Raw genomic sequence first — 23,478 nt, 5'->3', positions numbered from 1 at the left:
TCACCGCCAATCGTAACCATAAATAATGCAACTATAATATCCTGTTATGAACTTTAAATTCAACCATATCCAGCACATAGGAATCCCCGTAACAGATTTAAATATCTCGGAGAAGTTTTATCAGAAATTAGGATTTGAAAATGTAATGGCATCCGGATTCGACCACAATGGCGAGAGAGGGAAGATGGCTATGATGCAAAAAGGGGATATGATCATCGAGATCTACCAGTTTCCGGATGCAGAGCTTGATAAAATAAGAAACCGAGCAGACGGCCATGTCGACCATGTGGCTTTTGATGTAGACGATATTGACCTTGCATTCAGTGAATTGAAAAATGCATCATTTCGAATTATCGAAGAGGCGCCCGTTTTTCTCCCCTTCTGGAAAAACGGCTGTAAATACTTTAATATTTTAGGGCCGAATAATGAACGATTAGAGTTTAACCAGATCTTATAAGAATTAGCCTTCCCATTAAAAATAACAAGCGAGACAACCTGCAATGATATCAGGGTGTCTCGCTTGCATAATTCTTATCTGTTAACTTAACGGATACTTATTGAGATGGCGGGCAAATCTGCATAAACGTAACCCCGCTGCTTGCTTCGTATGATTGTATAATCCCCGTTGGACAAGGAACGGCATAATTGCGATACGTTAAATTACGCGCCTTGTCGCGGTTGGTCCAGGCGGTGTTTGCATTTTGCTGGATCCAGCTTAAATATTGTTTTTGGCCACCGTCGTTGATCAGCATCATGATGTATTGAGCAAAGATGGCCTTCAATACACCTTGTTCGTTAAAATCGCCCTCTGCAGGTAGGATGCCGTTGGTACACATGCTGTTTTGTGTATAGTCGGCAGCCAGTTCGGCATCGGCCAGATAAGAGGCATCTTTTGTTACGTCGTAAAGCATTACGCCCGCACCGATAGCGGTTCCCTGGTTATAGGTATAATCCTGGTAGCCCGGAGGGTTATTACCTATTTTATGATCGGCCACCTCACCGCTGGTTGCATTAAACAAGTTTGCCTTTGACCATGCATAAATTGATTTGGCCTTTGAAAGATAGCTGGTATCTTTGGTAATCTGGTACAGCCGCACCGCCGCTATCACAGTTGGATAATTGATACAGGCGTTTTTTCCGCTGTGCTGAAAATCCCAGAACATGCCGCCATCAACCGGATCATACGAACCGGCCCACACATGGTTAAAGCCCGCGATGGAATTTTGCAAATAGGCTGCATTGCCGGTAAGCTGGTTGGCCCGGGCGAGTGCGGTAACCCACCACATCATATCGTCATAAATAAACCAGGTGGTGGTATTGTTCCAATTATAATTATCATACTGGTTTACCCCGCCTGCGTAAATATCATTCACCATTGTTAATTGCGCTGAGGCCTTTGTACGCTCGTAAACGTCCATCGCCAAATCCCAATAAATAGCCTGCGTCCAAATTGCGCCTACCCCACTTTTATCGGTAGCGTTGTAGTACAGCTTGTTAGCCGGATTATAAAAATAGTTATTGAATGCTGTGTAGGCTGTATCGGCATCCTTCAGCGTAAAATTTGTAATTACTGCTGCAGGCACGGGTTTTACCACCTGCGCTGCAGGTAAATGGTAAGCCTTTGTGCAGCCCATGCAGGCGAGCCCAATGGAAATAAACGAAAAGTAAAATAGGTTTCTCATAGTAAAGGTGTTTTTAAGATTTGGTATTCGGTTAATTGGTATCGCAATGATAGCCGCCGGGTGTTAAGAAACCGGTTAAAAAAAGGATTAACACCCGATTAAATTCATTAACCTTTACTGTTTATAGAGAAAATTATTTTCGCAACGAGAAATTTTAAAGGCCTGTTTTCACTAATTGCCTGATCGTTACCAAATGCGCGAACAATGCAGCCGGTACTATAAAACAAGGCAACCAAATAAACGGGAAATAGAATAATGCGGTGTTAGGCTGATCAAATCCAAATTTTTGAAAGGAGAATGGCGCCGATAGCACCGCTGTTGCCACAATGTTTGCGAGCAGCACTAAACAGGCGACGTTCCATGCGGTGAGCACTTTTTTGCAGAGGGCGTTTTTTACGTACCCGAAGTAATAGATGAATGGTGCGGTCATTCCGCAAAGAATATCGAAGTTGCGGCCCTCGAAGGTCATTACCTGCGGTACCCATTTGTGCAGGAATAATAAATACAAGCCAATTTCTATCGGGATTCGGACGATGTGTAATAAGGTTAAGTATTTCCCGCTAAAGCCGTCCATAGCAGATCGCCCCTTCCTGGTTAAAAACAGCATGATGATAAATATGATCGGTGGCACCAGCAACAATGCAAATCTCGGCGGCGTGCCTATGGTAACGGTGTAAAATCCCGTAAGGCTTATTATCGCCTGGATCGCCATCCATATCAATACAATAGTGATAGCGGTTTTTGAATTATTGGTGCCTTTATATAAAAGCGCACTAGTGAGCAAAGTAGTCAGGATAAATACGATGCTGATATAAAGTAAGTGTTCCATTTTCTTGTTTGTTTTATAAAACAAAGGAACTGCAATAAATATGGCGTCATCTTGCCAATTGGCAAGAAATGAAAATGTCAATTATAGCCATGGGTTTCAAACCCATCGTTATGCGGAATGCTGACGATACGCGTATAATCTTTCATTTCCTCGCCAAATCCTTCCTGATCCGGCTTAAGGATGTATCCGTAATGCCAAGATACGAGGCAATATGCTTTAATGGAACATGCTGGAAGATCTCCGGGTTGCTTTTCAATAAATGCTCGTAACGCTCCTCGGCTGTTTCGGTGATCATGGCAAGCATACGGGTCTTAAGCTCAGCAAATCCCTTCACCAGCATTGCCCTGCCAAATTCCCTGAATTCGGGCAGCGTATGAAAAAGGTTGTTCAACTTTTCATAAGTGATGGACCACCCCTCACAATCAGTTAAGGCCTGGATGTTTTCCTTTGATCGGGTACGATTAAAAAAGGAGGACACCTCAAAAACTACCCTGCCGGGATGATAAAAGTTGGTTGTCACTTCATTACCGTCGGTATCGTGGGCAAATGCGCGCAGGTAGCCTTTTTCAAGCAAAAGGTAGTCGTCGCTTATCTTCCCTTCAGTAAGCAGGAACTGATTTTTGGGGATCGTGATCTTTTTAAATTGCTCCGCAATGTCCGGTCTTGTAAACGGAGAGATGTGGTTGTCGTTCCGGAAGAAGTCGATCAGTTTTTCTTTACTCATAGCAGCAGGTATACGAATATAAAGATAAGTACGCCCACAGGCAACCAAACCGGCCATTTAAAGGTAATACCTATACTGATTTAAACATTATCAAACACAAAACAACACCGGGCCGGAGATAGTAACATGTGTAAAACTGCAATAATTATTGGTGCTGGTCCGGCCGGGCTTACTGCTGCTTATGAGTTGGTTACCAAAACCGATATCAAACCCATCATAATTGAAAAAAGCAATGATATAGGTGGTCTCTCAAAAACTGTGGTGCATAACGGTAACCGCATGGATATCGGCGGCCACCGGTTTTTCTCCAAGTCGGATGTGGTGATGAAATGGTGGCAAAATATTTTGCCTCTGCAGGGTTCTGAATCACGGGACGACATCCAAAATGAGATCTCTTATCATAATAAAAAAACACCGGTAACCTTGTCGCCCAACGGCCCCGATCCCGAAAAAACAGATGAGGTAATGCTGATCAGGAAGCGGTTGTCGCGAATCTTTTTCCTGCGGAAATTCTTTTCCTACCCGATTACGCTGAACCGCAAAACCCTGGCAAACCTTGGCGCCGTGAGAATCATGAAGATTGCTGGCAGCTATTTATGGGTGAAGATCTTCCGGGTAAAGAATATCAAGTCGCTGGAGGATTTCTTCATCAACAGGTTCGGAACAGAGCTTTATAAAACCTTTTTTAAGGACTACACCAAAAAAGTATGGGGCATTCCCTGCAAGGAAATCGCTGCCGATTGGGGAGCGCAGCGGGTTAAGGAACTTTCCGTATCAAGGGCCGTGCTGCACGCTATAAAAAAACCCTTCCGCTGGGATAAAAGTATTGAACAAAAAAGTACCGACACCAGCCTGATAGAACAATTTATGTACCCCAAGCTGGGCCCCGGCCAGATGTGGGAAACGGTTGCTAAAATTGTTGTTGAAAAAGGCGCCATCATTATTAAAAACAGTGACGTTATTGGCTTTGATATTGAACGGGATCAAGTTTGTGAACTCTCGTATTTTGACAATACCTCCAATAAGAAAAACAGCATCAAAGGCGATTATTATTTTTCGACGATGCCAATTAAGGATCTGATTGCGGGCATAGGTGACAAGGTTCCTGTCGACGTAAAGAAAGTCGCTGCCAATTTGCAATACCGTGATTTCATAACGGTTGGCTTGCTACTGAATAAATTAAAGATCCAGAATGAAACCGGCGTGCCAACTTTAAATGGCGTGGTGCCTGATAACTGGATCTACATCCAGGAGAAGGATGTAAAAATCGGCAGGTTGCAGATCTTTAATAACTGGTCGCCGTATATGGTGGCCGACAGCGACAAGGTTTGGATAGGCCTTGAATACTTTTGTAATGAGGGCGACGAATTGTGGGAGATGAAGGACGCTGATTTTATGCAGTTTGCCATTAATGAATTGCACCAGATCGATATCATCGACAAAGACGAAGTGATAGATCGAACGATCATCCGGATGCCCAAAACTTACCCTGCTTATTTTGGTTCCTACTCGCAATTTGATGTGGTGAAGGACTTTACCGATAGCCTTGAAAACCTGTTCCTGATAGGCCGCAACGGGATGCACAAATACAACAACCAGGACCATTCCATGCTTACTGCGATTACTGCCGTAGAAAACATAATTGCCGGCGAAAAATCAAAAAAGAACATCTGGGAGATCAATACCGAAGAGGATTTCCACGAGATTAAAAAGGGTTGATTACTTCCTGGCCGCACTGTAGATGTAATAGTCCTCGCCCTTGATAACAGCACCTTCAAAGCTTGCTAGCCTGGTAAAATTGTAAGCTTCATTGTTGTTCACAGCGCTATCCCGGTTGGTAATAAGAATAAACTCCCTGAAGCTGTTGGCATAAGTTGATGACGAGATCTCATCCATTAAATTTTTCCGTGGATTGGGAAGGTATGATTTCTTCCAGACGCAATAGCTGCCCAATTGATCTATATCCAGGTAAAATACCCTTCTCCCCAAATAGGCGCTAAGTGGTGCTCCTGCATCATATCCGTCTACCAGCAACGGTTGATTATCGAGATGAGTTACGGTTAAATAAGCGATGGTATTTTTAGCCTGTGAAAATGGTTTGGCAAAATCTACGCAATACATAAAAATGCCGGTAAACAGCTGGTTGATGAGAATTCCATAAACAAAAATCTGCGGCGCCCATTTCGTTATGAAGCTTTTGTTGTTTTTTGAAAACATTTCAACCCCATCATAATGAGCAAGCCAAAGCGCCGCTATGAAAAAGATAAAGAACATGCCGAAATACCTGCTGCCGGCCAACCCGGAGATGGCAAGAAACACCAATAAAAGGCCTACCGGCGGGATATAAAATAACAAAGCCTGCCTGCTTCCGCGCAGAAACCACAGGGTAGCCAAAAACAGTAACAAAGCTAATATCAACGAAACAACGCCGGGAAAATGCTGGATATATTGGATATCCCAAAAGTACCGCTGGTGTACTGCCGGCATTGTGATATATCCCCGTGTAAAACATTTGGCAGCGAATGCCAGGTCGTGAATATTAAGCCACGATAAACCGGGTACAGCCTTTACCGTGGCATCGGCGGGAATGCGCTTTGATTGGATAAGCGCAGAGATCGCCCCAAAAAGAAAGAGAGCAGTAAACACGGCAAATCGCCAATATAATTCCTTTTTGCGGATGGCATAATAAAGCAGGTACATAAAAATGCCCGCGGCCGCAAATACATAAAACAGGTGTGTGAAACACATTAACACAACCAGGAAACCAATACCGATCATCCTTTTTTCCGGGTTGGCCAGTAAAATGCAGCACACGAAAAGCAGCAGGATCCCGAGCGCATAATTGCGGCTGATAATACTATACACGAACAGGAAGTAGCAACCGAAAATAATAAGCGTTTTTACTGTCAGATTAAACGGAGCGTATCTCAAAAAGATAAATACCGTACTGTTGATCACCAACCAATGAAAAACCTGCATATAAATCGGTCGGGCAGAAATATAATGGGTGATAAAAAACAGGAAACTGTTCCATAAGGTAACATGGCCCTCGTACAGCATATTTTTAAAAACATCGACGATGGAATTGCTGTCCCTCCCGATGGTGAGTTGCTGGGCCTCCTCTAAAAAAATCTCGTGGTGTAACACGCCAATAATAGAAACGATGCTGTATACGAGCATTACCGGTAAGACATATTTAAGCGGCGTTTCCTTTAATTTTATCGGGCTTTGACTCATAGATCTATACTAATTTAAAGTTACGGCAATTATTGTCTAAAGGATGCCTTTAAAGTAGAATATACCTCGCGTTGAGACGACACACAGGTTTATGTATCCACATGCAGGCAAAGCGTTCCATTTTTACACGCGGAACACCCGGAACACTATGAAACACTTTGACTATCAATACATTACGTTTTATAGCTGTAAGTATCTGATAATCATTACCATAACAATATAGTCGAACTCACGTTACTAATTGGTTATTCCAATATTTCTACAGAATTTTAAACCACATTGCTTAAAATATTTTCATCATGAAATACACAATGCGTTTACTTTTAGCTTTTTGCGCGATAGGCGGATTAGCTGCAAACCCCTTCAACGCTTCGGCACAAGGCAAAACAGGCTTTAAAGTTTTGAGAACTATGCCAATCAAGAGCAGCGGAGGCTGGGATTATATTACCGTTGACGGTGCAAACAAACGCATCTACACTTCACACGGCAACCAGGTAAATATCCTTTCCACCACAACGGGCGACTCTATCAGTTATGTTCCGGGAACACCTGGCGTACATGGCATTGCTTTGGTTACTGAACTTAACAAAGGTTATATCAGCGCTGGCCGCGGTAATAAGGTAGTGATCTTCGATCTTACCACGTTTAAAGTTTTAGGCGAAGTTGCTGCCGGCACCAACCCGGATGCCATATGTTATGACCCCTTTGGCAAAAAGATCTATGCCTTTAACGGCCGTAGCAAGGATGCTACTGTAATTGACGTAACCACCGATAAGGCAGTGGCAACAATTCCGCTTGATGCAAAGCCTGAAACCGGCGTGTCTGACGGCAAGGGTAAAGTATTTGTAAATGGCGAAAATACCAACGAGGTGATCGTGATAAATGCGACCACTTTTAAGGTGGAGGCCCGTTATAAAATTGAAAACGGCGACGAGCCCTCAGGTTTAGATATGGATCGCGCCACCAACCGTTTATTCATCGGTTGCGGCGGCAATAAAACCATGGTAGTGATGGACGCCGCCAATGGTAAAAACCTGGCTAAATTCCCTATAGGCGATTGTGACGGGTTAGTATTTGATCCCGCTCTAAAACTGGCCTACACGTCAAACGGCGAGGGATCCATCAGTGTGGTTAGAGAACTTAACGCCAATAAATTTGAATTTGTGGAGAACATCCCGACCGAGCCAAGCGCACGTACTATTGGGATTGACCTAACTACCCATAAGCTTTACCTTCCTGCAGCAAAAACAGAACCTGCAGTTCCGCCTGCTACCAGGCCTAAACAGGTGCCAGGCACCTTCCATATTATTGAGGTAGGGAAATAATAATTGAATTAAACCGGGAGTAATAAAACTCTGTGTTTCTCCGTGCCTTCTTCGCGTACGTTGTGGTTAGTTACCGCAGAGCGCTCAAAGAAGGCACGGAGTTCACAGAGAAAATGTGTTAGGCATTGAGAAGGCTCAAGAGAGAAAGATAAGCGCTTTTCTTTTAAGCAAACGTATTATTCGCTTTGTTTAGCTTGATTATTGCACAGTTGAAATTGTAACCATATTTATTAACCGGGAGATCCAGGTACTCGCACGAAAAATGCCCGTTATTAAAAACATCAAAATGAATAGGGTTATTATACAGGATGACAGGATCGCGGTCTGCAACTTTTAAAATCTGGTGCATAAATTGCGTTACCATGTCTTCCTTAAAGGGGTTGTACAGGTAGAATACATTTCCTTCCTCGGGAAAATGATCGAAGATATTTTCACAGCGCATGTCTACATTTTTGAAGCGCGACAATCGCTTTCTCGTTTTAATGCCAACTACATCGTTTATTTCATAGCCGATCATTTTGTTTTTTAAGCCTTTATAAAGCAGGTAGCTGAACACCCTTCCTTTGCCCGATCCAACGTCAACAATCACGTCATTATCATTAAGGGTAATTCGTTCAAAAAAGATCACCTCCAATTCTTCATAATTGGTGCTGGCTGTTTTAATAATATTTTCGTTGTCAATGCTGGGGACTTGCCCGGCTAAAAAGGTTCTTTGAGTTAACAGGTCTATTTTTAACCGCGTTAACTGGCGTTGCAGGTACTTAAAGGGGGTCATGGCTAAGAGATTAGGGGGTATCTATTAACAATTATTATTTTTTACCGTCGGAAATTCATGAACGATTCGTGTAATTTCAAAGATGAATGATTTATTGCTTAATTGAAGATGTGTAATAAAAAAGATACTGGAAATGAAGTTTTTGTTAACTTTAAAACGATCAATCTTCCAACTTATCCGATGATAAAACCCCTCTTCTTATTCATTTTTATCGCCTTATGCAATATAACCTATGCCCAGCAAAAATTGGATCCGGGTGTACTTAAAAAAGCAGATGAGCAGGTGTTGTTTAGTTTCAAGCTGAAGAGCAACAATAAAATTGTAACAGTATGCAGGGAAAAGGATAACAAATACCTGGTTTATCGTTTTGGTACAGCTGATAAAATGGAGCTTCAATACCCGGCGGTGTTAAATGAAGCGTCGTGGAAACTTTTTAAATATAGCGGCTATAGCCGGGGCGGTGGTGTGCAAAATGAAGCAAGCGAATTGCACTCTATTTCATTTACAAACAATGGCGCCGTATATCAAATTTACGACGACTGGAACATAAACGAAGGCACCGACGCCGGTATTCTGGTTAAAGTGGGCAAAAAGAAAACCGATATTCCCGGAGACGTTAAAACTAAAACAGGAACATTGGCCGCGCTGAAGAATTATGGGCGATTAATACCCAACACCTATTCGCCTGATGAATAACCCTCAATGGAAAACTTCTTAAATTATCTTGAGCACATTACACCGCTTTCAGGTAGCGCATGTACTGCTATTAAACGAAAGTTAAAAAAGGCCGAATATCCAAAAAATGAAGTTCTTATTAAGGAATTGTCCAGGTGTGAGTATTTGTACTTTGTTGAAAAGGGCTTGGCAAGGGCCAGTTATTTCAAGGATGGAAAGGACATTACGGATTGGTTTGCCCCCGAAGGAAGCATTATAGGCCCGGTGGTCCGGCATTTTCCGACCAAAGAAGGTCAGCATTCAGTTACTTTACTCGAAGATACCACAGTTATCGGCATCAGCTTTGCTGATTTGCAGGAGCTTTACGACGAATTTCATGAGATTGAGCGTTTAGGGAGAATGATTGCGATTCAAACTATCCTGTTGCTGCAATTTAAAATTGACTCGATACAATTTTTAACCGCCAAACAGCGCTATGCGCATTTTATAAAAACCCAGCCATCCATCTTGCAAAGGGCTTCATTGGGCTATATTGCCTCATACCTTGGCATGAACCAGGTTACTTTGAGCCGGATCAGGAAAAGTTGATTTTTTAGCAATTGCTAAAAGCACCCTGTTTTATAATGCCGTTCTTTGTAAGGCTAAACACACAATTTTGAACATAGGAATCTTCACTTACGGAACCCGCGGCGATGTGCAGCCTTATATCGCCCTCGCCCTGGGCCTTATGGATAAAGGACACTCGGTAATGATTGCTGCACCGGAAAATTTCAAGGCTTTTGTTGAAGATTTTGGCATTCCCTTTCACCCGCTTTATGGTGACGCTGAAAAGCTGATGAACTCGCATGAAGGGCAAAGCGTGTTAAAGGCGGAGAACACCATTAAGCTGATGAAATACTTTTTTAAGGTGCTTAATGAAAAAAAGGTCCCTTTAAGGAAAAGTTATCTCGAAGGATTTGATAAAGTAGACTTTGTTATAGTAAACTCGGCAACATTGCCCATTACCAGCGCCATCGCCGAAAGGCAACACAAAAAAATGGCGCTTACCTATTTCATGCCCCCGGTGGTACCTACCGCCGAATTTCCCCTCGCCGATTTTGACCTTTTTAACTTCCCGTTGTATAACAAGCTCACTTACAAATTGGCCCATGCCTTTTTCTGGAAGTTTGTAAAAAAGGAAACCAATGAGTTCAGGCAGGAATTAGGGTTACCCGTTTTAAAAGAGAACCTGGTAAGCTATATAGGAAAGCAAAAGCCGCTCGACCTGTATTGCATCAGCCCGAGCCTGATCCCGCAGCCGAAGGATTGGGAGGGACTAAGTAAAATAACCGGATTTTTAACAGTCCCCCCCAAAAGCCGTGAACATACGGAATTGGATAAGATCCCGGCAGAATTACGTGATTGGCTGGTAAATGGCGACAAGCCTGTTTATATGGGTTTTGGCAGCAATGGCGTAGGTAATCCTGAAAAATTCATCAGCATCATAAAAGATGTATTAACCCAAACCAATGAACGGATCCTGTTTTGTACGGGCTGGTCGATATTTGAAGGTTTACCGGTTCATCCAAACCTTTATGTAGCAAAATATATAAACCATGAGGCGATATTACCGCAGTGCAAGGCCGGCATTTTTCACGGTGGGGCAGGCACGCTGGCAACCATGTTACGTAACAGTTTACCGGTGATCATTATCTCCTTTTATACCGATCAGCCTACCTGGGGTAAAATAATAGCACGTAAAAATCTGGGCGTGCATATTCCATTAAAAAAACTAACTGTTGAAAAGCTTATAAATGCCCTGGCGAAAGTGCAAACTGCAGAAACAAAACAGAACGTTTTGGTAATTGGTGAACGGATCAGGAATGAGAAAGGGTTGGAAAATGCGGTAGGGGAAATTGAAAGGTATTTCGCTTAATATTGAATAATGAAGACTATATTAGCTAATAAGATCAAAATTTCACGATATGGATTTGCAAATTATTGAGACGGAAAAAGATTACCAGGATTTGCTAACATGGGTAGATCTTCAATTTGATCTAAATATTGCACCAGAAAGCAGAGAGGGGAAAAAATTGCATAGTGCGTTATTACTTGTTAAGAAGTATGAAGACCAGCAATACGCTATCCCATCTCCCAATACTATTTAAATTATTAAGCCTAAAAGATGATACTACCTCTTAATAAACCTATCCTTTAAAACGGCACCCATTACATCATCATAAAAACTTTGGCCGACGGTTATTTTTGTTTTACCTGCATGCAGCATACTGCCCTCGATGGTGCTTACAAAACCGAGGTTCACAATATGGCTCTTGTGTACCTGGATGAATTTATCTGCAGGCAGCTTTTCTAAAATTCCCTTTATCGTCAAATAAACCACCAGCTTATCTGTAGTGGTATAAAGCGTTATGTAATTTGCCATGGCTTCAATATAAACCAATTCATTCAGCATCACTTTTTCAATTTTGCCGTCGCATTTCACGAAAATATGATCAGGAGCTGCTTCGGATATATTGGGTTTTCTTTGCTTTAGTGCATGTAGTTCTAAAGCTTTTTGCGATGCCTTTAGAAACCGTTCCAGCGAAAATGGTTTAACCAGGTAATCTATCACAGCCATCTCGAAACCGTCCAAAGCGTATTGACCATAGGCCGTGGTCATGATCACCATAGGTAAGTTATTAACCGACCGCAAAAAATCAAGCCCGTTCATTTTCGGCATGTTTATATCGAGGAAAATCAGGTCGACTTCCATTTTATTGATCAGGCCGGTAGCCTTCAGCGGGTTTTCGGCAGTGCCAACCAATTGCAAAAAGTCGGTTTCTTCAATATACTCCTGTAACAGCTTACGGGCAATGGGTTCATCATCAATAACCAGGCATTTTAAAATCATATCTCGTATAAAATTAAGGTTATTTCAAAAGTTTCGGGCTGGTCGTCAATAGTTAGCAGATGTTTGTTTGGGTAGATAAGCTCTAAGCGGCGTTTGGCATTGGCAATTCCTAAACCCGATGATTTCTCAGCAGGGTTGATAAACGAATCCTTAGTGTTAAAACTCCTGAAATATAAATTACCATCTGCATACTTTAAACTAATTTCTACCCGGTTTTCCCGAGCCTCGTTAAAGCCTACATATTTAAAAGCGTTTTCAATAAATGTTATCAGCAGCAGGGGGGCAACTTTAATACTGCCATTTATATCATCGGCACAAAAGGAAACTGCGATGCGCTCATCCATACGACTTTTTTGCAGCTCGATGTAATTCCTAAGGTAATTAAGTTCGCGGTCAAATTCAATCTGGTCCACGTTGCATTCATACAATTGGTACCGCAGCATCTCCGAGAAAACCAACAGCATGTTTCGCGCGGTTTTGTTTGATTTATCGATATGCGCGTAGATAGAATTGATAGAATTGAACAGGAAGTGCGGGTTAAACTGCGCCCGCAAAAAATTAAGCTCGTTGGCGGCTTTTTCCTTTTCTATCTGTTCGATGTAGCGGCTGGAGCGGACCCTGTCGGCAACCAGTTTGGCTGTTAAAATAATAACCACCCAAAACAGGATATTCACAAACGAATCCCAGAAAATAGAGAGCAGGTTGGGATGAAAATTAGCGACCTTAAAAATATAAAGGTTTACCAATATGGATACCGGGATGCGCAGTACTGAAGTGACCAGTATACCGGCAAACAGGCACAGGCCAAAGGCGGCGTACCTTTTTTTGTTGAGCAGCGCCGGAATGGTGTAAAGCGTGTTGAAATAGTAATTAGCCGCGATAAACACCAGGTAGCAAAACTGGATGGTGATGGCGTGCGTGAGCACCAGCGTACTGTTCCTGAAAATAAAGATCCAGAACACGTATGCCAGCGCCCAAAACAGCACGTGCAATATGGTCTTGTTTTTTCGCAAGCGATTGAACGGTTAAATAAATAATATAAAAGAAAGCATTTTTATTAACTATTTCCCTTATTTCTGATCGGCGCTACCATCCGGGAATGGTTGCCCCTTGTGGCATGTGTTACAGGTTACCGTTAGTACGTTACTGCCAATCTGTGGATGCTTTATTTTGAAGTACTTTTTGTTGATGCCGATGGTCATGCGCATCATGGCCCTTGTAATTTCCTTTTCGGGCTTTGCGTCACTTTCAAAATCAAGGCCATGGCCATCCTTTGCATTGGCGTGGCAAAAGCTGCAGGTAACTCCCAAATCATCCTGGAAATCGTCAACCATAATGCTTTGAAGTTCCTTCGAACTGATATTCTTAGGCAGCACCTTTAAATTCTTATACGCAGTATCCTGTTTTACAGGTTTAACGATGGTGAAGGCGGCCACGGTAGTAACCGTGCCCGCCAGCGCTGCGATCACCACCAATTTCTTATTTAACTTCACCTTTGAGTTCATTTAGGCTTTTCTTCGCCGTTACATTTAAAAAAACAACAAGCTCGTCAGATACAATGCTTGCCCCGCCAACATTAAAGTCCCGCCTGTTCATCTTGAACGATCCCTTAAACGTGTAGCCATCTGCCGATGGCGTGACAGTAAATGGAAACGAGATTGACTTTGATTTTCCTTTAATTGTTAGTTGTGCGACAGCCAGGTACACATCGGTTTTATTGGTGGCTGTAATTTTGGTTGACACGAGGCGGATGCGCGGATAGTTTTTAACATCAAAAAAGCCGCTGCCCTTTAAATGCTCGTCACGCATGCCGTTATCTGTATTTACCGTCTGGGCGTTAGCCGTTACATCAAAGTTGGAGATGCCGGGGTTTTGAGCGTCGAAATTGATAACACCCTCAAAACCGCTGAAAGTGCCATCCACACCAATCCCAAGGTTTTTTATAGTAAATTTTATAGTCGAGCTTTGTTCAACCGGTTTGTATTGCGCCATGCACACGGTGGTTGCGGCAATGGTGAGCAGCAGTAATATTATTCTTTTCATTTTAAGTGTTCTCCCTATTTCTGTTCAACCGCTTTATCTGCTTCAATTAAAGGGATATCAGTAATTGCAAGTGTGTGATTGTGTTCAACATAGTTTACGCTCGTTAGCCCCAACAAAGTGCGAAGCTTTTCGGCCGGCACCTTCATCGGGCCCGGTGCAGGTGCAGAGCCGGGAGCTGGCTGCGGGAATGCCGTAGAGTTTGCTGTATGAAATGTGATGTTCCCCTCGACTTTCTGTATGGTTTGGTGAATATGCCCGTTTAATACGGACACCGATCCAAAGCGTTTTAATAAGGCCAAAGCCTGCGCGCTGTCTTCAGTTCCCCATCCCCATTGCGGGTAGATGGCCCACATCGGGATGTGTGCAAAAATAACGATCGGAGTGCTGCTGGTAAGCCCTTTCAAATCTCCCTCAAGCCATTTCAATTGCTCAGGACCTAAATAACCCAGGCCACCGTCAACGTGATTGGTTACGTTAACCAAGCCAACAAAATGCACACCGTTGCTGTCGAAACTGTACCAGCCATCGCCTTTGGTGCCTTTGCCGTAGCGCTCAAGGTAAAGCTTACCATTGTCGGTCATGTCATGCTCGCCGGGAACATAGAAGATCTTCTCTGTCTTTACGCTTTTCAGGGATTGTTCTAAAGTATCAAACTCATCGGCCTGTGCCAGGTGCGAAAGATCGCCTGTATGAAGCACAAATGAGGGCGCCGACGGCATGGCGTTAATTTTTGCAATGGTAGCCTGCAATGTACCAACGACATCGGGATTGGCAGCTTTGGTAAACCCGATATGGCTGTCGCTGATCTGTACAAAGCTGAAATCGGATTTTGGAACGATGAGCCCCTTTTTAAGACCGCCGGTTGTTTTGTCTATCATCTGGCTCATGCCATATGATTTTAAGATTCCGCCCGACATCATCCAAAGCACGCCCGTGCCTGCCCAGGCCATACATTCTAAAAAGCCCCTGCGGTCGATGCCATCCCCGCCTTCTTCAGCGCTGTGGTCATCATTGTGGTGAAAATGGTTTTTCATGATCCTTTCTTTAGTGATTTTTGAATTATGTCACTAAGGAATGGAAAGCCGTTCGCGTGGTATAAAAATTTACACGAAGCCTGGAAACTACTTGATGAAACTATACTTTTAACAAGGCGCGCAACTCATCGCACAGTACCTTTATCTCAGCTTCGGTATTGTAATAATGTACCGATGCCCGCACAACGGTGGCTAAATTGTTCTTACTCATAAAATAAAGCGTTGATTTCGCCAACCCAACCGACACATTGATGTTCCGGGCTGCCAGTTGATTTTTTATTAAACCTGCGTCCAGGTTCTTTACAGTAAATGTTACGATGCCGCATTGATCGGCACCGAAGTCATGAACAGTTATGCCGTCAATGCTTTTCAACTCAGTCCTTAGCATTGATGCCAGCAACTGGATGCGCTGCCAAATCCTTTCCGTACCGATATTTAAACAATATTCAACAGCCTTGCCTAACCCTAACGTAAGGGCCCGGCTTTTCTCGTAAAGCTCAAATCTGCGGGCATCGCTTCGCAGTTGGTACCCGGTCAGATCAATAGTTGGCGCACTGAAGCCATCCATAAATATCAGCTTCAATTTGTCCTGCACCTCCCTCCGTACAAATAAAAACCCCGTGCCTCGTGGCGCGCGTAAATACTTACGGCCGGTAACCGCCAGCATGTCGCAATCAATCTGCTTAACGTCTACCGGGGCATGACCAGCGCTCTGGCAGGCATCAACCAGGTATAAAACATTATGCCGGCGGGCTATTTTTCCTATCTCTACAATCGGCATCATTCCGCCTGTGGTTGAAGCAATGTGGGTAATGGCAATCAGTTTGGTTTGGGGCGATATGGCGTTTTCCAGTTCATTAAGCGAGAAGTCACCATATTCGCCATTAGGGATCACCCTAATTTTAACGCCGTTGTTTTTTTCGACATTTAAAAAGCCAATCACATTGGTCACATATTCCATTTCGGAGGTGATGATCTCATCACCCGGTTTAAACTCGATGCCGTTAAAAGCCAGCCCCCAGGCTGTGCTTGCGTTTTCAACTATGGCAATTTCATCCTTATCGGCATTAATAAGCCGGGCAATAAGGCTATAGGTATTTTCTATTTGTTCCTTATATTTTACCTCAATTTCATAGCCACCGAGTAGGGCCTCCTCCCTTAAATAATCAATCACGGTATCAACTACTACACCAGGCGGCAACGAGGACCCGGCATTATTAAAATGTATTTTAGATGCCGTGCCGACTGTTTCGGCTCTTAGCCTGATGATCTCCTGTTCGCTTATTACTGTAGTATCCATAGCTGGTATCGGTTTTTGTGCGATACAAAGTAAAGCGATCTGACAGCAATAAAACAGATGCAGTTTTATTATTTTATAACATAACAGATAAGATTTACCGGGACTCTGTAAATTATTTCAAAAAAACATAGCTATACCATTGTACATAGCAATACAATGTATTATATTTGCTGTATGAATAATGAATTTGTGCAGAACTGGTTTTCACAGGTGAAGAAGGGAACGCTGTCCTACATCATTCTCATCATCCTTGATGAAAAGGAATATTACGGCTATGAGCTGGTGCAGGAAATAAAAATTCACACCACACTGGAAGTTGCCGAGGGTACCTTATACCCCTTGCTAAACAGGTTAAAGACGGAGGGAATTGTTGATTCCAAATGGGTGGAACAGGAGTCGGGCATTCCCCGAAAATATTATACGTTAAGCGCGAACGGCAAAGCAACACTAACCGAAATGAAGAAGATCTGGTCGGCATTAAACACCGCCATTAACAAAATAGAGAAATGAAGAGAATAGTTTTTATAAACCCAACGGCGCAAAAGATCTATGATGATTATTTTGCAAGAGTAAGCAGGTGCATCAGCATCTTAAACGACGACGATCAGCTTGAAGTATTGATGGAACTAAACAGCCATATCTACGAGGCAACACACATGGCTCCGCCGGCAATTGAAGTGGATACACTGGTAAATACACTAGAAAAGTTAGGCGCACCCGAGGTTGTATTACAGCCTGCAGTTGCTTATAAAAAGATCCAGCAGGCAGGCCGGTCCTTTAACCCGGTACATATTTTCCAGGCGCTTTACCTCAATATCTCAAACGGCATTGGATTCCTGGTAATGGGAATTATTTATTTGCTGACGTTCGCCTTCGGGTCATTGGCCGTTGTCAAAATAATTTCTCCTGAACATACCGGCCTGTTTTTAAGGGGCGACCGGTTCTTTGCCTTCGGGTATACTCATGATTTGCCATCGGGACTCGTGGAGTTGCTTGGCAATTGGTTTATAGTCACCGTAATTATGCTAATGGGCATATTTTACTTTTTAAACACCCTGCTATTTCGGTTACTGAAAAAGAACTGACTTTTTCAGCTATATATACATAGTTATACTAGGTATATTTTATTGTAAACTTTAATTAAATCATCATGATCGCTGAATCAAAACAAACAGAACGCGGGCTATCGCCTGCCAAAACCATTTTATTTGCTGTGGCATGCGTTGCCATATTTGTAGTAGTGGCAGTCATTTGCGAATTGCTAACCTCGTGGATAACAATAAATCCACTTAAAATAGTAACCAGGGAAGTGTTTTTAAGAACGCCGTTAACCATTTTTGCGCTTCACCTTTTTGCCAAACGTGTTATTAGGGCATATGATCCGGGCACCATTTATGGTAAATTACTAATTGTAAATGCTTTAAAATGGATTGCTTTGGGTTTGCTCTTACCTGTTACAGTAGGGATATTTTATTACCTGCTTCATTTTATGGTGCCATTTCAGCATACGGTACCGCTGAACTTAACCGACAAGCTCGGTGTGTTTGCAAAATGGGCGGCTGTGTCTATTGCTGCCGGAATAACGGAGGAAGTACTATTCAGGGGGCATTTGTTTATGATCATCAACAGCAGGTATTCTAAATTACAGGCGGTATTGATTAGTTCCCTTGTTTTTGGTGTTGTGCATATCGTCATGCTTACTTCTTTTGGTGCACAGGATATTCTGATCGTCGTTTTTGGAGGAATTATTGCAGGCACCGTGTTCTCACTTATTTACCAATACACCAAAGTGATCTGGTATGCTGCCATATTTCACGTTATGTGGGATATATTCTTCATCGGCAAAATAACAACCCTTGCAGCAACACAGGCAGACGCAAACCAGGCTATCATGGCTTTTAAGCTGACTGCACATAGCCTATTGCTTACCGGTGGAAATTTTGGTATAGAGGGCGCTGTTCCTTGCTTAACGGTTTACATTATATTAGGCATTGCTTTGTATAAAAGGATCCAAAAGCGGGATAACGTTTCAGCACCGGAGCAAGCTGGATTTTTTACACCGATTAAAGCTTAACTTTGCGGGCACAATGTCATCAATACCCGAAAAAGTAAATCCGGCAGAAAAAGAAAACCTGCATCCGCGTAACCTGCACCGGGAGCGCTACGACTTTAAACAGCTTTATAAAAGCACCCCGGAGTTAAAAGCTTTTGTTGCGGTTAACCGGTTTGATGTTGAATCGATAGATTTTACAAACCCGGAAGCCGTTAAAGCGCTAAATAAGGCTTTGCTAAAACACTTTTACGGCGTTGACGGATGGGATATCCCGGCAGGATATCTTTGTCCGCCAATACCGGGCCGGGCTGATTACATCCATTACGTAGCTGATCTGTTGGCGGAAGGTAACAATGGCGTTATCCCCACAGGGAACAAAGTAAATATCCTTGATATCGGCACGGGCGCCAATTGTGTTTATCCTTTAATCGGCAGCAGTGTTTACGGATGGAATTTTGTTGGTACTGATGTTGATTTGGTAGCAGCCAGCTCGGCCAAAAATATCATTAAGCTGAATAAACAGTTGCACGACAAAATCGAGATCCGCCTGCAAAACAATAAAGGGTCAATTTTTAAAAGCATTATTAAGCCGGGAGAGGTGTTTGATGTAAGTATCTGCAACCCGCCCTTTCATGCATCAAAACTGGATGCCCGGGCAGCAACCGACACCAAATGGAAAAAACTTGGCATCAGCCCAAAACAAAATAACCCGCTTAATTTTGGCGGACAGAAAAACGAGCTTTGGTTCCCCGGCGGCGAGGCGGCCTTTATTACCCGCATGATAGCGGAAAGTGCGCTGATGCCGGAGAGTTGTAAATGGTTTACCACGCTGGTATCAAAAAAGGAGACGCTGCCCGTAGTACAACGAGCTTTAGATAAAGTACGTGCCGCAGATGTTAAAACCATCAGCATGGCGCAGGGGCAAAAGGTGAGCAGGGTTTTGGTGTGGCGGTTTATTTGACGGCGATAACAGTTATTCCTTTTTCTGTAAACGATCCAACTTCAGCGCCCTTATAATCAGTTATTATCGTATCGATCAAATCCAGTTCAGCGAATTTCAGGTATGATTCCCTTCCGATCTTAGAGCTATCACAAAGGATATAGGTTTGCTCACTTTGCCGGGCTATCGCAAGGGTAATTGAAGCTTCCTTTTCGCTTTGGGCAAACAGGCCATTTACTGAAATTCCATCGACGCCTAAAAAAGCCTTAGTTGCCCTATAACTCGCTATATGTTCTTCAGCCATGCTGCCGTGCACGGCTTGCCTGGCGTGGTCAACTTCGCCGCCGATAAGGTTTATGGAAACCTGGCTGTTGTGCAGTTCAAAAACGACGGGCAGCGAATTGGTAATTACTTTGATCTTTTTATTCCGGATAAACTGGCAAAGCCTGTAAACTGTGCTGCCGCAATCCATAAAAATAATATCGCCATCCTGGATCTCTGCGGCGGCCCTGCGGCAAATTTCGTCCTTGGCCTTTTGATTTACGGCTGTTTTATTTTCAAATTTAAAGCCTGCCAAAGGATCAACCTTTGTTGCCCCGCCATGGGTTCGGTAAAGCATGCCATCTGCCGCCATACGGTTAAGATCGCGACGAATGGTGATCTCCGATGTCCCCAATAAAACGGCAAGCTGGTGAATATCAGCATCACCCTCCTGTTCCAATACCTGTAGTATTTTTTGCTTTCTTTTTTGAAATACCATTAACTATTCTTTTATTTGATCAAAAATAATCAATATTTATCAATTATGAGCAATGTAATAATTCTTGACACCGAAATCCTTTCTGATAATTGGTACATTTTGAAACGAGTGACCTATGAAATTGAGCAAAACGGCACGGTAAACAAACAACAACGCGAGGCTTACGATCGGGGTAACGGCGCAACTATTTTATTATATAACAAAGAGAATGCAACAGTTGTACTGACCCGCCAATTCCGGATGCCGACGTTTATTAACGGCAATGCAGACGGTTATTTGATAGAGGCTTGTGCCGGCTTGCTTGACAAGGATAACGCAGAAGATTGCATTAAACGCGAAACCGAGGAAGAAACCGGGTTTAAGGTTACCCACGTTGAAAAGATCTTTGAAGCTTACATGTCGCCGGGGTCGGTAACAGAGATCCTTTACTTTTTTGTGGCAGAGTATACCAGGGAAATGAAGGTAACCGAGGGCGGCGGACTTATAGAAGAACAGGAAAATATTGAAGTGCTGGAACTGTCATTCGACAAAGCCCTGGCAATGATAAAATCCGGCGAAATCAGGGATGGTAAAACTATCATGCTGTTGCAATATGCCGCAATAAACAATTTGCTGCCGCGAGTTTAGTCCAAAGGACGTAACTCGTGGTAAAACATATTGTAAGCTTTCAGCTTACTGAACTGAATAAATTCAAAAGATATCAACTCCGTCCCTACCAAATCTTCACCCGCTTATCAGGCTCAAGCCACATCTTGTCACCCTTTTTAATATGGAATGCTTCGTAAAATTCCGGCACGTCGGTAAACGGTCCGTTTACACGCATAAAGCCAGGAGCGTGTTCGTTGGTGAGGATCTGGCTGGATAGCAATTCCTTTCGCTCCTGCCCAAGCCAGCCCAGCGAATAACCAAGGAAAAATCTTTGAACAGGCGTAAACCCGTCTATTAACTTCCCTTCTTTATATTGCTCTGTTTTCTTAAACGCATCAAGGCCGATTACTATACCGCCCAAATCGGCAATGTTTTCGCCCTGGGTAGCCTTACCATTTACATGCAGGCCGTAAATACTGTAACCGTTAAACTGGTTAATGAGCATTTGGGCACGTTGTGTAAACTTAACCGAATCTTCAGGCAGCCACCATTCCTTTAAATTTCCCTTTGCATCAAACTGGCGGCCCTCGTCATCAAAACCATGCGTCATTTCATGACCGATGGTTGACGCGGCTGCGTAGCCATAAACTACCGCGTCATCAACATCTTCATCCTTAACACCGGGAATAAGAAATTGCGCAGCAGGCAGCACGATCTCGTTATTCGACGGGTTATAGTAGGCATTATACGTTTGCGGCGTTATTCCCCATTCCGTACGATCAACCGGTTTGCCCAATTTGTTGGCTTCGTACCGGTGCCAGAAGTTATTGGCACGCATTACGTTTAACGCGTAGGGACCGCGGTCGATAGTTAAGGTCGAAAAATCTTTCCAATGATCAGGATAGCCTACTTTGGGGTTTACCTTTGCTAACTTGTCATAGGCTCTCTGTTTGGTTTGCTCACTCATCCAGTCGAGTTTTTGGATATGTTCCTTAAAGCTGGCACGCATGGCTTCAACCAGGTTTACATAGCGGCCCTTTGTTTTTTCGGGGAAATACTCCTTTACAAAGATCTGCCCTAACACCTCCCCCATCAGGCCGTTTTCAGTATCCAGTACACGTTTCCAGCGGGGAAGCTGTTCTTTCTGACCATATAATACTGTTCCATAAAACCTGAAGATCTCATTATCAAAAGGCTTGCTTAAATACGAAGCATAGGCCACTACCAGGTTTTTACGCAGGTAGTTTTTCCAGTCGGCCAGGCTGAACGTGCTTAGTGTTTTATTTAGCGCCGTATAGTATTCCGGCTGACCAACTATAACAGTGTCGGCGCCTTTATAGTTCATTTTTTCAAATGTACCCTTCCAATCAATTGCAGGCGCCAGTTTGCCCAGGGCGGCCAAGGGCATTTTATTGTAATTATGATAAGGATCGCGCAGATCTTCCAGCTTTCTCGAGTTGTCTGCCAAAAACTTCTCCAGCTCGTAAGTTTTTTTACTGGCAGCAATTGCCTCATCCGAACTCAGGCCCGACAGTTTGTATACAATAGGAAGATGTTTTTGCTGATAGTCGTTTCTTATTTCAACACTATGCGCATCCGTATTAAAGTAATAATCGCGGCTTGGCAGGCCTATGCCGCCCTGGTATAGCTGCAGCATATTTTTGTCGCTGTTTTTTGCGTCTTGTCCCACGCCGATAGCTATTGGCGATTCAACACCTATGGTTTGGAAATGGGCAAACAGTTCAACCAGGCCCTTAACATCACGTACCTTTTCAATGTTGCTCAACTCGCCTTTTAACGGATCAAGGCCCTGTTTTTCGATATTTACAGTATCTAAGCCGCTGTAATAAAAATCACCTATTTTTTGGGTATTGCTTCCCTTTGGGGCATTGGCTGTTAGTGCTTCCTCGTTTATCTTTTTTAAACGGTCGCGTAATTCCTCTTCAACCACATTGCCTATACCCCATGATGAATATGCAGCGGGAATAGGATTTTTTTTGAGCCAGCCACCATTGGCATATTTAAAAAAATCGTCGCCGGGCTTAACGGTTCTGTCAATATCTTTAACTATTACGTCGTTATCGGCGCTATTTTTTGATTTGTTGTTACAGGCGCTTATAATTATCACACCCATCATCCCGGTTAAAATTGCCCTTGTCGCGTAGTTTCTGGTCATTAGTTTAAATTTTTTGTAGCCAATTAAATACAGCCGATGTATGATATATTATACACCTGAAGTTCAAAAAACAGGAATTTATTCAATCTGTATGAAATATTGAACAAAGAAACATTAAATAAAAGTATGATTTAGTTACTGATTTGTTAAGAACGGCGGGAAATGCGATCGCGTATAGTAACATTTACGTTACAGTTAATCAGGCCGGGCAGTTGGCAAATCCTTTATGTTCAACTATAAAAACTCGTTTAATCAGGCCGTATCTCCCTTACAATCAAAGGTTAATTTTATTAACTGGTTAAACAATTTATCCTGTTAAATTAACTTATATTACCAGGATCCATATGCTTTGGCACAACCCTGTTTTCTTTAACAAACTTATTAGATGAAAAATTTATGAATTTATGGCTTAACATTTGCTATCAGTTGGGCAGCCCTGCATACAAT

At 43.0% G+C, this 23,478-nt stretch carries 25 protein-coding genes; 12 read left to right on the top strand and 13 right to left on the bottom strand.

The window, feature by feature from the left end:
- The first annotated feature begins 46 nt into the window (after positions 1–46).
- Positions 47–457, top strand: a complete 411-nt coding sequence (locus tag KXD93_RS08150; RefSeq protein WP_258136501.1) for a VOC family protein — start codon at positions 47–49, stop codon at positions 455–457.
- 97 nt (positions 458–554) lie between these two features.
- On the opposite strand, the gene KXD93_RS08145 is transcribed toward KXD93_RS08150, so the two are convergent.
- From KXD93_RS08145 to KXD93_RS08135, 3 genes are all read right to left on the bottom strand, one after another.
- Positions 555–1,682 carry a glycoside hydrolase family 76 protein gene (locus KXD93_RS08145; RefSeq protein WP_258136499.1) on the bottom strand — a complete coding sequence of 376 codons (1,128 nt, stop codon included), beginning with the start codon at positions 1,680–1,682 and terminating at the stop codon, positions 555–557.
- A gap of 154 nt (positions 1,683–1,836) precedes the next feature.
- Complete coding sequence (locus KXD93_RS08140) at positions 1,837–2,511, bottom strand: hypothetical protein (protein ID WP_258136497.1); 675 nt, start codon at positions 2,509–2,511, stop codon at positions 1,837–1,839.
- Between the two features lie 142 nt (positions 2,512–2,653).
- Complete coding sequence (locus KXD93_RS08135) at positions 2,654–3,235, bottom strand: Crp/Fnr family transcriptional regulator (RefSeq protein WP_258136495.1); 582 nt, start codon at positions 3,233–3,235, stop codon at positions 2,654–2,656.
- A gap of 126 nt (positions 3,236–3,361) precedes the next feature.
- Between KXD93_RS08135 and KXD93_RS08130 the strand changes: the two genes are divergently transcribed.
- Positions 3,362–4,954, top strand: coding sequence for an NAD(P)/FAD-dependent oxidoreductase (locus tag KXD93_RS08130; protein ID WP_258136494.1), 1,593 nt, complete (start codon positions 3,362–3,364; stop codon positions 4,952–4,954).
- Here the strand turns inward: KXD93_RS08130 and KXD93_RS08125 are convergent, their stop codons facing one another.
- Positions 4,955–6,472, bottom strand: coding sequence for a hypothetical protein (locus KXD93_RS08125; protein WP_258136493.1), 1,518 nt, complete (start codon positions 6,470–6,472; stop codon positions 4,955–4,957).
- 299 nt (positions 6,473–6,771) lie between these two features.
- Between KXD93_RS08125 and KXD93_RS08120 the strand changes: the two genes are divergently transcribed.
- Positions 6,772–7,797, top strand: coding sequence for a YncE family protein (locus KXD93_RS08120; RefSeq protein WP_258136492.1), 1,026 nt, complete (start codon positions 6,772–6,774; stop codon positions 7,795–7,797).
- Between the two features lie 163 nt (positions 7,798–7,960).
- Here the strand turns inward: KXD93_RS08120 and KXD93_RS08115 are convergent, their stop codons facing one another.
- Positions 7,961–8,572 carry a class I SAM-dependent methyltransferase gene (locus KXD93_RS08115; RefSeq protein ID WP_258136490.1) on the bottom strand — a complete coding sequence of 204 codons (612 nt, stop codon included), beginning with the start codon at positions 8,570–8,572 and terminating at the stop codon, positions 7,961–7,963.
- Between the two features lie 180 nt (positions 8,573–8,752).
- On the opposite strand from KXD93_RS08115, the gene KXD93_RS08110 reads away from it, so the two are divergent.
- The 4 genes from KXD93_RS08110 (at position 8,753) to KXD93_RS08095 (ending at position 11,394) form a co-directional block, all read left to right on the top strand.
- Positions 8,753–9,268: a hypothetical protein gene (locus tag KXD93_RS08110; RefSeq protein WP_258136489.1), complete on the top strand. Its 516-nt coding sequence runs from the start codon at positions 8,753–8,755 to the stop codon at positions 9,266–9,268.
- A gap of 6 nt (positions 9,269–9,274) precedes the next feature.
- The gene (locus KXD93_RS08105) at positions 9,275–9,835 is read left to right on the top strand and encodes a Crp/Fnr family transcriptional regulator (RefSeq protein WP_258136488.1); all 561 of its coding nucleotides are present in this window, start codon (positions 9,275–9,277) and stop codon (positions 9,833–9,835) included.
- Between the two features lie 67 nt (positions 9,836–9,902).
- Positions 9,903–11,162, top strand: coding sequence for a glycosyltransferase (locus tag KXD93_RS08100; RefSeq protein ID WP_258136487.1), 1,260 nt, complete (start codon positions 9,903–9,905; stop codon positions 11,160–11,162).
- Between the two features lie 49 nt (positions 11,163–11,211).
- The gene (locus KXD93_RS08095; protein ID WP_258136486.1) at positions 11,212–11,394 is read left to right on the top strand and encodes a hypothetical protein; all 183 of its coding nucleotides are present in this window, start codon (positions 11,212–11,214) and stop codon (positions 11,392–11,394) included.
- Between the two features lie 23 nt (positions 11,395–11,417).
- Here the strand turns inward: KXD93_RS08095 and KXD93_RS08090 are convergent, their stop codons facing one another.
- The 6 genes from KXD93_RS08090 to KXD93_RS08065 form a co-directional block, all read right to left on the bottom strand.
- Complete coding sequence (locus KXD93_RS08090; RefSeq protein ID WP_258136485.1) at positions 11,418–12,137, bottom strand: LytR/AlgR family response regulator transcription factor; 720 nt, start codon at positions 12,135–12,137, stop codon at positions 11,418–11,420.
- Complete coding sequence (locus KXD93_RS08085; RefSeq protein ID WP_258136484.1) at positions 12,134–13,150, bottom strand: sensor histidine kinase; 1,017 nt, start codon at positions 13,148–13,150, stop codon at positions 12,134–12,136. The genes KXD93_RS08090 and KXD93_RS08085 overlap by 4 nt, the downstream gene beginning before the upstream one ends.
- A gap of 57 nt (positions 13,151–13,207) precedes the next feature.
- Positions 13,208–13,630 carry a c-type cytochrome gene (locus tag KXD93_RS08080; protein ID WP_258136483.1) on the bottom strand — a complete coding sequence of 141 codons (423 nt, stop codon included), beginning with the start codon at positions 13,628–13,630 and terminating at the stop codon, positions 13,208–13,210.
- Positions 13,617–14,180, bottom strand: a complete 564-nt coding sequence (locus KXD93_RS08075; RefSeq protein ID WP_258136482.1) for a YceI family protein — start codon at positions 14,178–14,180, stop codon at positions 13,617–13,619. Before KXD93_RS08075 ends, KXD93_RS08080 begins: the two co-directional genes overlap by 14 nt.
- Positions 14,181–14,194: 14 nt before the next feature.
- Positions 14,195–15,214 (bottom strand): metallophosphoesterase family protein, encoded by a 1,020-nt coding sequence (locus KXD93_RS08070; protein WP_258136481.1) that lies wholly within the window; start codon positions 15,212–15,214, stop codon positions 14,195–14,197.
- Between the two features lie 100 nt (positions 15,215–15,314).
- The gene (locus KXD93_RS08065; RefSeq protein WP_258136480.1) at positions 15,315–16,514 is read right to left on the bottom strand and encodes an aminotransferase class V-fold PLP-dependent enzyme; all 1,200 of its coding nucleotides are present in this window, start codon (positions 16,512–16,514) and stop codon (positions 15,315–15,317) included.
- 174 nt (positions 16,515–16,688) lie between these two features.
- Here KXD93_RS08065 and KXD93_RS08060 point away from each other — a divergent pair, with 174 nt between their 5' ends.
- From KXD93_RS08060 to rlmF, 4 genes are all read left to right on the top strand, one after another.
- Positions 16,689–17,024 carry a PadR family transcriptional regulator gene (locus KXD93_RS08060; protein WP_258136479.1) on the top strand — a complete coding sequence of 112 codons (336 nt, stop codon included), beginning with the start codon at positions 16,689–16,691 and terminating at the stop codon, positions 17,022–17,024.
- Positions 17,021–17,599: a hypothetical protein gene (locus KXD93_RS08055; protein WP_258136477.1), complete on the top strand. Its 579-nt coding sequence runs from the start codon at positions 17,021–17,023 to the stop codon at positions 17,597–17,599. The genes KXD93_RS08060 and KXD93_RS08055 overlap by 4 nt, the downstream gene beginning before the upstream one ends.
- 65 nt (positions 17,600–17,664) lie before the next feature.
- Positions 17,665–18,588 carry a CPBP family intramembrane glutamic endopeptidase gene (locus tag KXD93_RS08050; RefSeq protein ID WP_258136476.1) on the top strand — a complete coding sequence of 308 codons (924 nt, stop codon included), beginning with the start codon at positions 17,665–17,667 and terminating at the stop codon, positions 18,586–18,588.
- A 13-nt stretch (positions 18,589–18,601) separates the two neighbouring features.
- A complete protein-coding gene (rlmF, locus tag KXD93_RS08045) occupies positions 18,602–19,528 on the top strand; it encodes a 23S rRNA (adenine(1618)-N(6))-methyltransferase RlmF (protein WP_258136475.1) in 927 nt (308 codons plus the stop codon).
- On the opposite strand, the gene KXD93_RS08040 is transcribed toward rlmF, so the two are convergent.
- Complete coding sequence (locus tag KXD93_RS08040) at positions 19,521–20,267, bottom strand: DeoR/GlpR family DNA-binding transcription regulator (protein WP_258136474.1); 747 nt, start codon at positions 20,265–20,267, stop codon at positions 19,521–19,523. The two genes, rlmF and KXD93_RS08040, sit on opposite strands and share 8 nt — an antisense overlap.
- Positions 20,268–20,312: 45 nt before the next feature.
- On the opposite strand from KXD93_RS08040, the gene nudK reads away from it, so the two are divergent.
- On the top strand, positions 20,313–20,894 hold the full coding sequence (gene nudK / locus KXD93_RS08035; protein WP_258136473.1) for a GDP-mannose pyrophosphatase NudK: 582 nt from the start codon (positions 20,313–20,315) through the stop codon (positions 20,892–20,894).
- Positions 20,895–20,979: 85 nt separating this feature from the next.
- Here nudK and KXD93_RS08030 read toward each other — a convergent pair whose 3' ends face one another.
- Positions 20,980–23,031, bottom strand: a complete 2,052-nt coding sequence (locus KXD93_RS08030) for a M13 family metallopeptidase (protein ID WP_258136472.1) — start codon at positions 23,029–23,031, stop codon at positions 20,980–20,982.
- Between the last annotated feature and the right edge of the window lie 447 nt (positions 23,032–23,478).

The sequence above is a fragment of the Mucilaginibacter phenanthrenivorans genome, from assembly GCF_024721155.1.
Lineage (GTDB): Bacteria > Bacteroidota > Bacteroidia > Sphingobacteriales > Sphingobacteriaceae > Mucilaginibacter > Mucilaginibacter phenanthrenivorans.
The sequence above is the reverse complement of the archived record's forward strand: the minus strand, read 5'-3'. Positions and strand labels throughout refer to the sequence as shown.

Coding starts and splice junctions, on each gene's coding strand:
- KXD93_RS08150 (WP_258136501.1), top strand. CDS start 47: ATGAACTTTAAATTCAACCATATCCAGCACATAGGAATCCCCGTAACA.
- KXD93_RS08145 (WP_258136499.1), bottom strand. CDS start 1,682: ATGAGAAACCTATTTTACTTTTCGTTTATTTCCATTGGGCTCGCCTGC.
- KXD93_RS08140 (WP_258136497.1), bottom strand. CDS start 2,511: ATGGAACACTTACTTTATATCAGCATCGTATTTATCCTGACTACTTTG.
- KXD93_RS08135 (WP_258136495.1), bottom strand. CDS start 3,235: ATGAGTAAAGAAAAACTGATCGACTTCTTCCGGAACGACAACCACATC.
- KXD93_RS08130 (WP_258136494.1), top strand. CDS start 3,362: ATGTGTAAAACTGCAATAATTATTGGTGCTGGTCCGGCCGGGCTTACT.
- KXD93_RS08125 (WP_258136493.1), bottom strand. CDS start 6,472: ATGAGTCAAAGCCCGATAAAATTAAAGGAAACGCCGCTTAAATATGTC.
- KXD93_RS08120 (WP_258136492.1), top strand. CDS start 6,772: ATGAAATACACAATGCGTTTACTTTTAGCTTTTTGCGCGATAGGCGGA.
- KXD93_RS08115 (WP_258136490.1), bottom strand. CDS start 8,572: ATGACCCCCTTTAAGTACCTGCAACGCCAGTTAACGCGGTTAAAAATA.
- KXD93_RS08110 (WP_258136489.1), top strand. CDS start 8,753: ATGATAAAACCCCTCTTCTTATTCATTTTTATCGCCTTATGCAATATA.
- KXD93_RS08105 (WP_258136488.1), top strand. CDS start 9,275: ATGGAAAACTTCTTAAATTATCTTGAGCACATTACACCGCTTTCAGGT.
- KXD93_RS08095 (WP_258136486.1), top strand. CDS start 11,212: ATGGATTTGCAAATTATTGAGACGGAAAAAGATTACCAGGATTTGCTA.
- KXD93_RS08090 (WP_258136485.1), bottom strand. CDS start 12,137: ATGATTTTAAAATGCCTGGTTATTGATGATGAACCCATTGCCCGTAAG.
- KXD93_RS08075 (WP_258136482.1), bottom strand. CDS start 14,180: ATGAAAAGAATAATATTACTGCTGCTCACCATTGCCGCAACCACCGTG.
- KXD93_RS08070 (WP_258136481.1), bottom strand. CDS start 15,214: ATGAAAAACCATTTTCACCACAATGATGACCACAGCGCTGAAGAAGGC.
- KXD93_RS08065 (WP_258136480.1), bottom strand. CDS start 16,514: ATGGATACTACAGTAATAAGCGAACAGGAGATCATCAGGCTAAGAGCC.
- KXD93_RS08060 (WP_258136479.1), top strand. CDS start 16,689: ATGAATAATGAATTTGTGCAGAACTGGTTTTCACAGGTGAAGAAGGGA.
- KXD93_RS08055 (WP_258136477.1), top strand. CDS start 17,021: ATGAAGAGAATAGTTTTTATAAACCCAACGGCGCAAAAGATCTATGAT.
- KXD93_RS08050 (WP_258136476.1), top strand. CDS start 17,665: ATGATCGCTGAATCAAAACAAACAGAACGCGGGCTATCGCCTGCCAAA.
- rlmF (WP_258136475.1), top strand. CDS start 18,602: ATGTCATCAATACCCGAAAAAGTAAATCCGGCAGAAAAAGAAAACCTG.
- KXD93_RS08040 (WP_258136474.1), bottom strand. CDS start 20,267: ATGGTATTTCAAAAAAGAAAGCAAAAAATACTACAGGTATTGGAACAG.
- nudK (WP_258136473.1), top strand. CDS start 20,313: ATGAGCAATGTAATAATTCTTGACACCGAAATCCTTTCTGATAATTGG.
- KXD93_RS08030 (WP_258136472.1), bottom strand. CDS start 23,031: ATGACCAGAAACTACGCGACAAGGGCAATTTTAACCGGGATGATGGGT.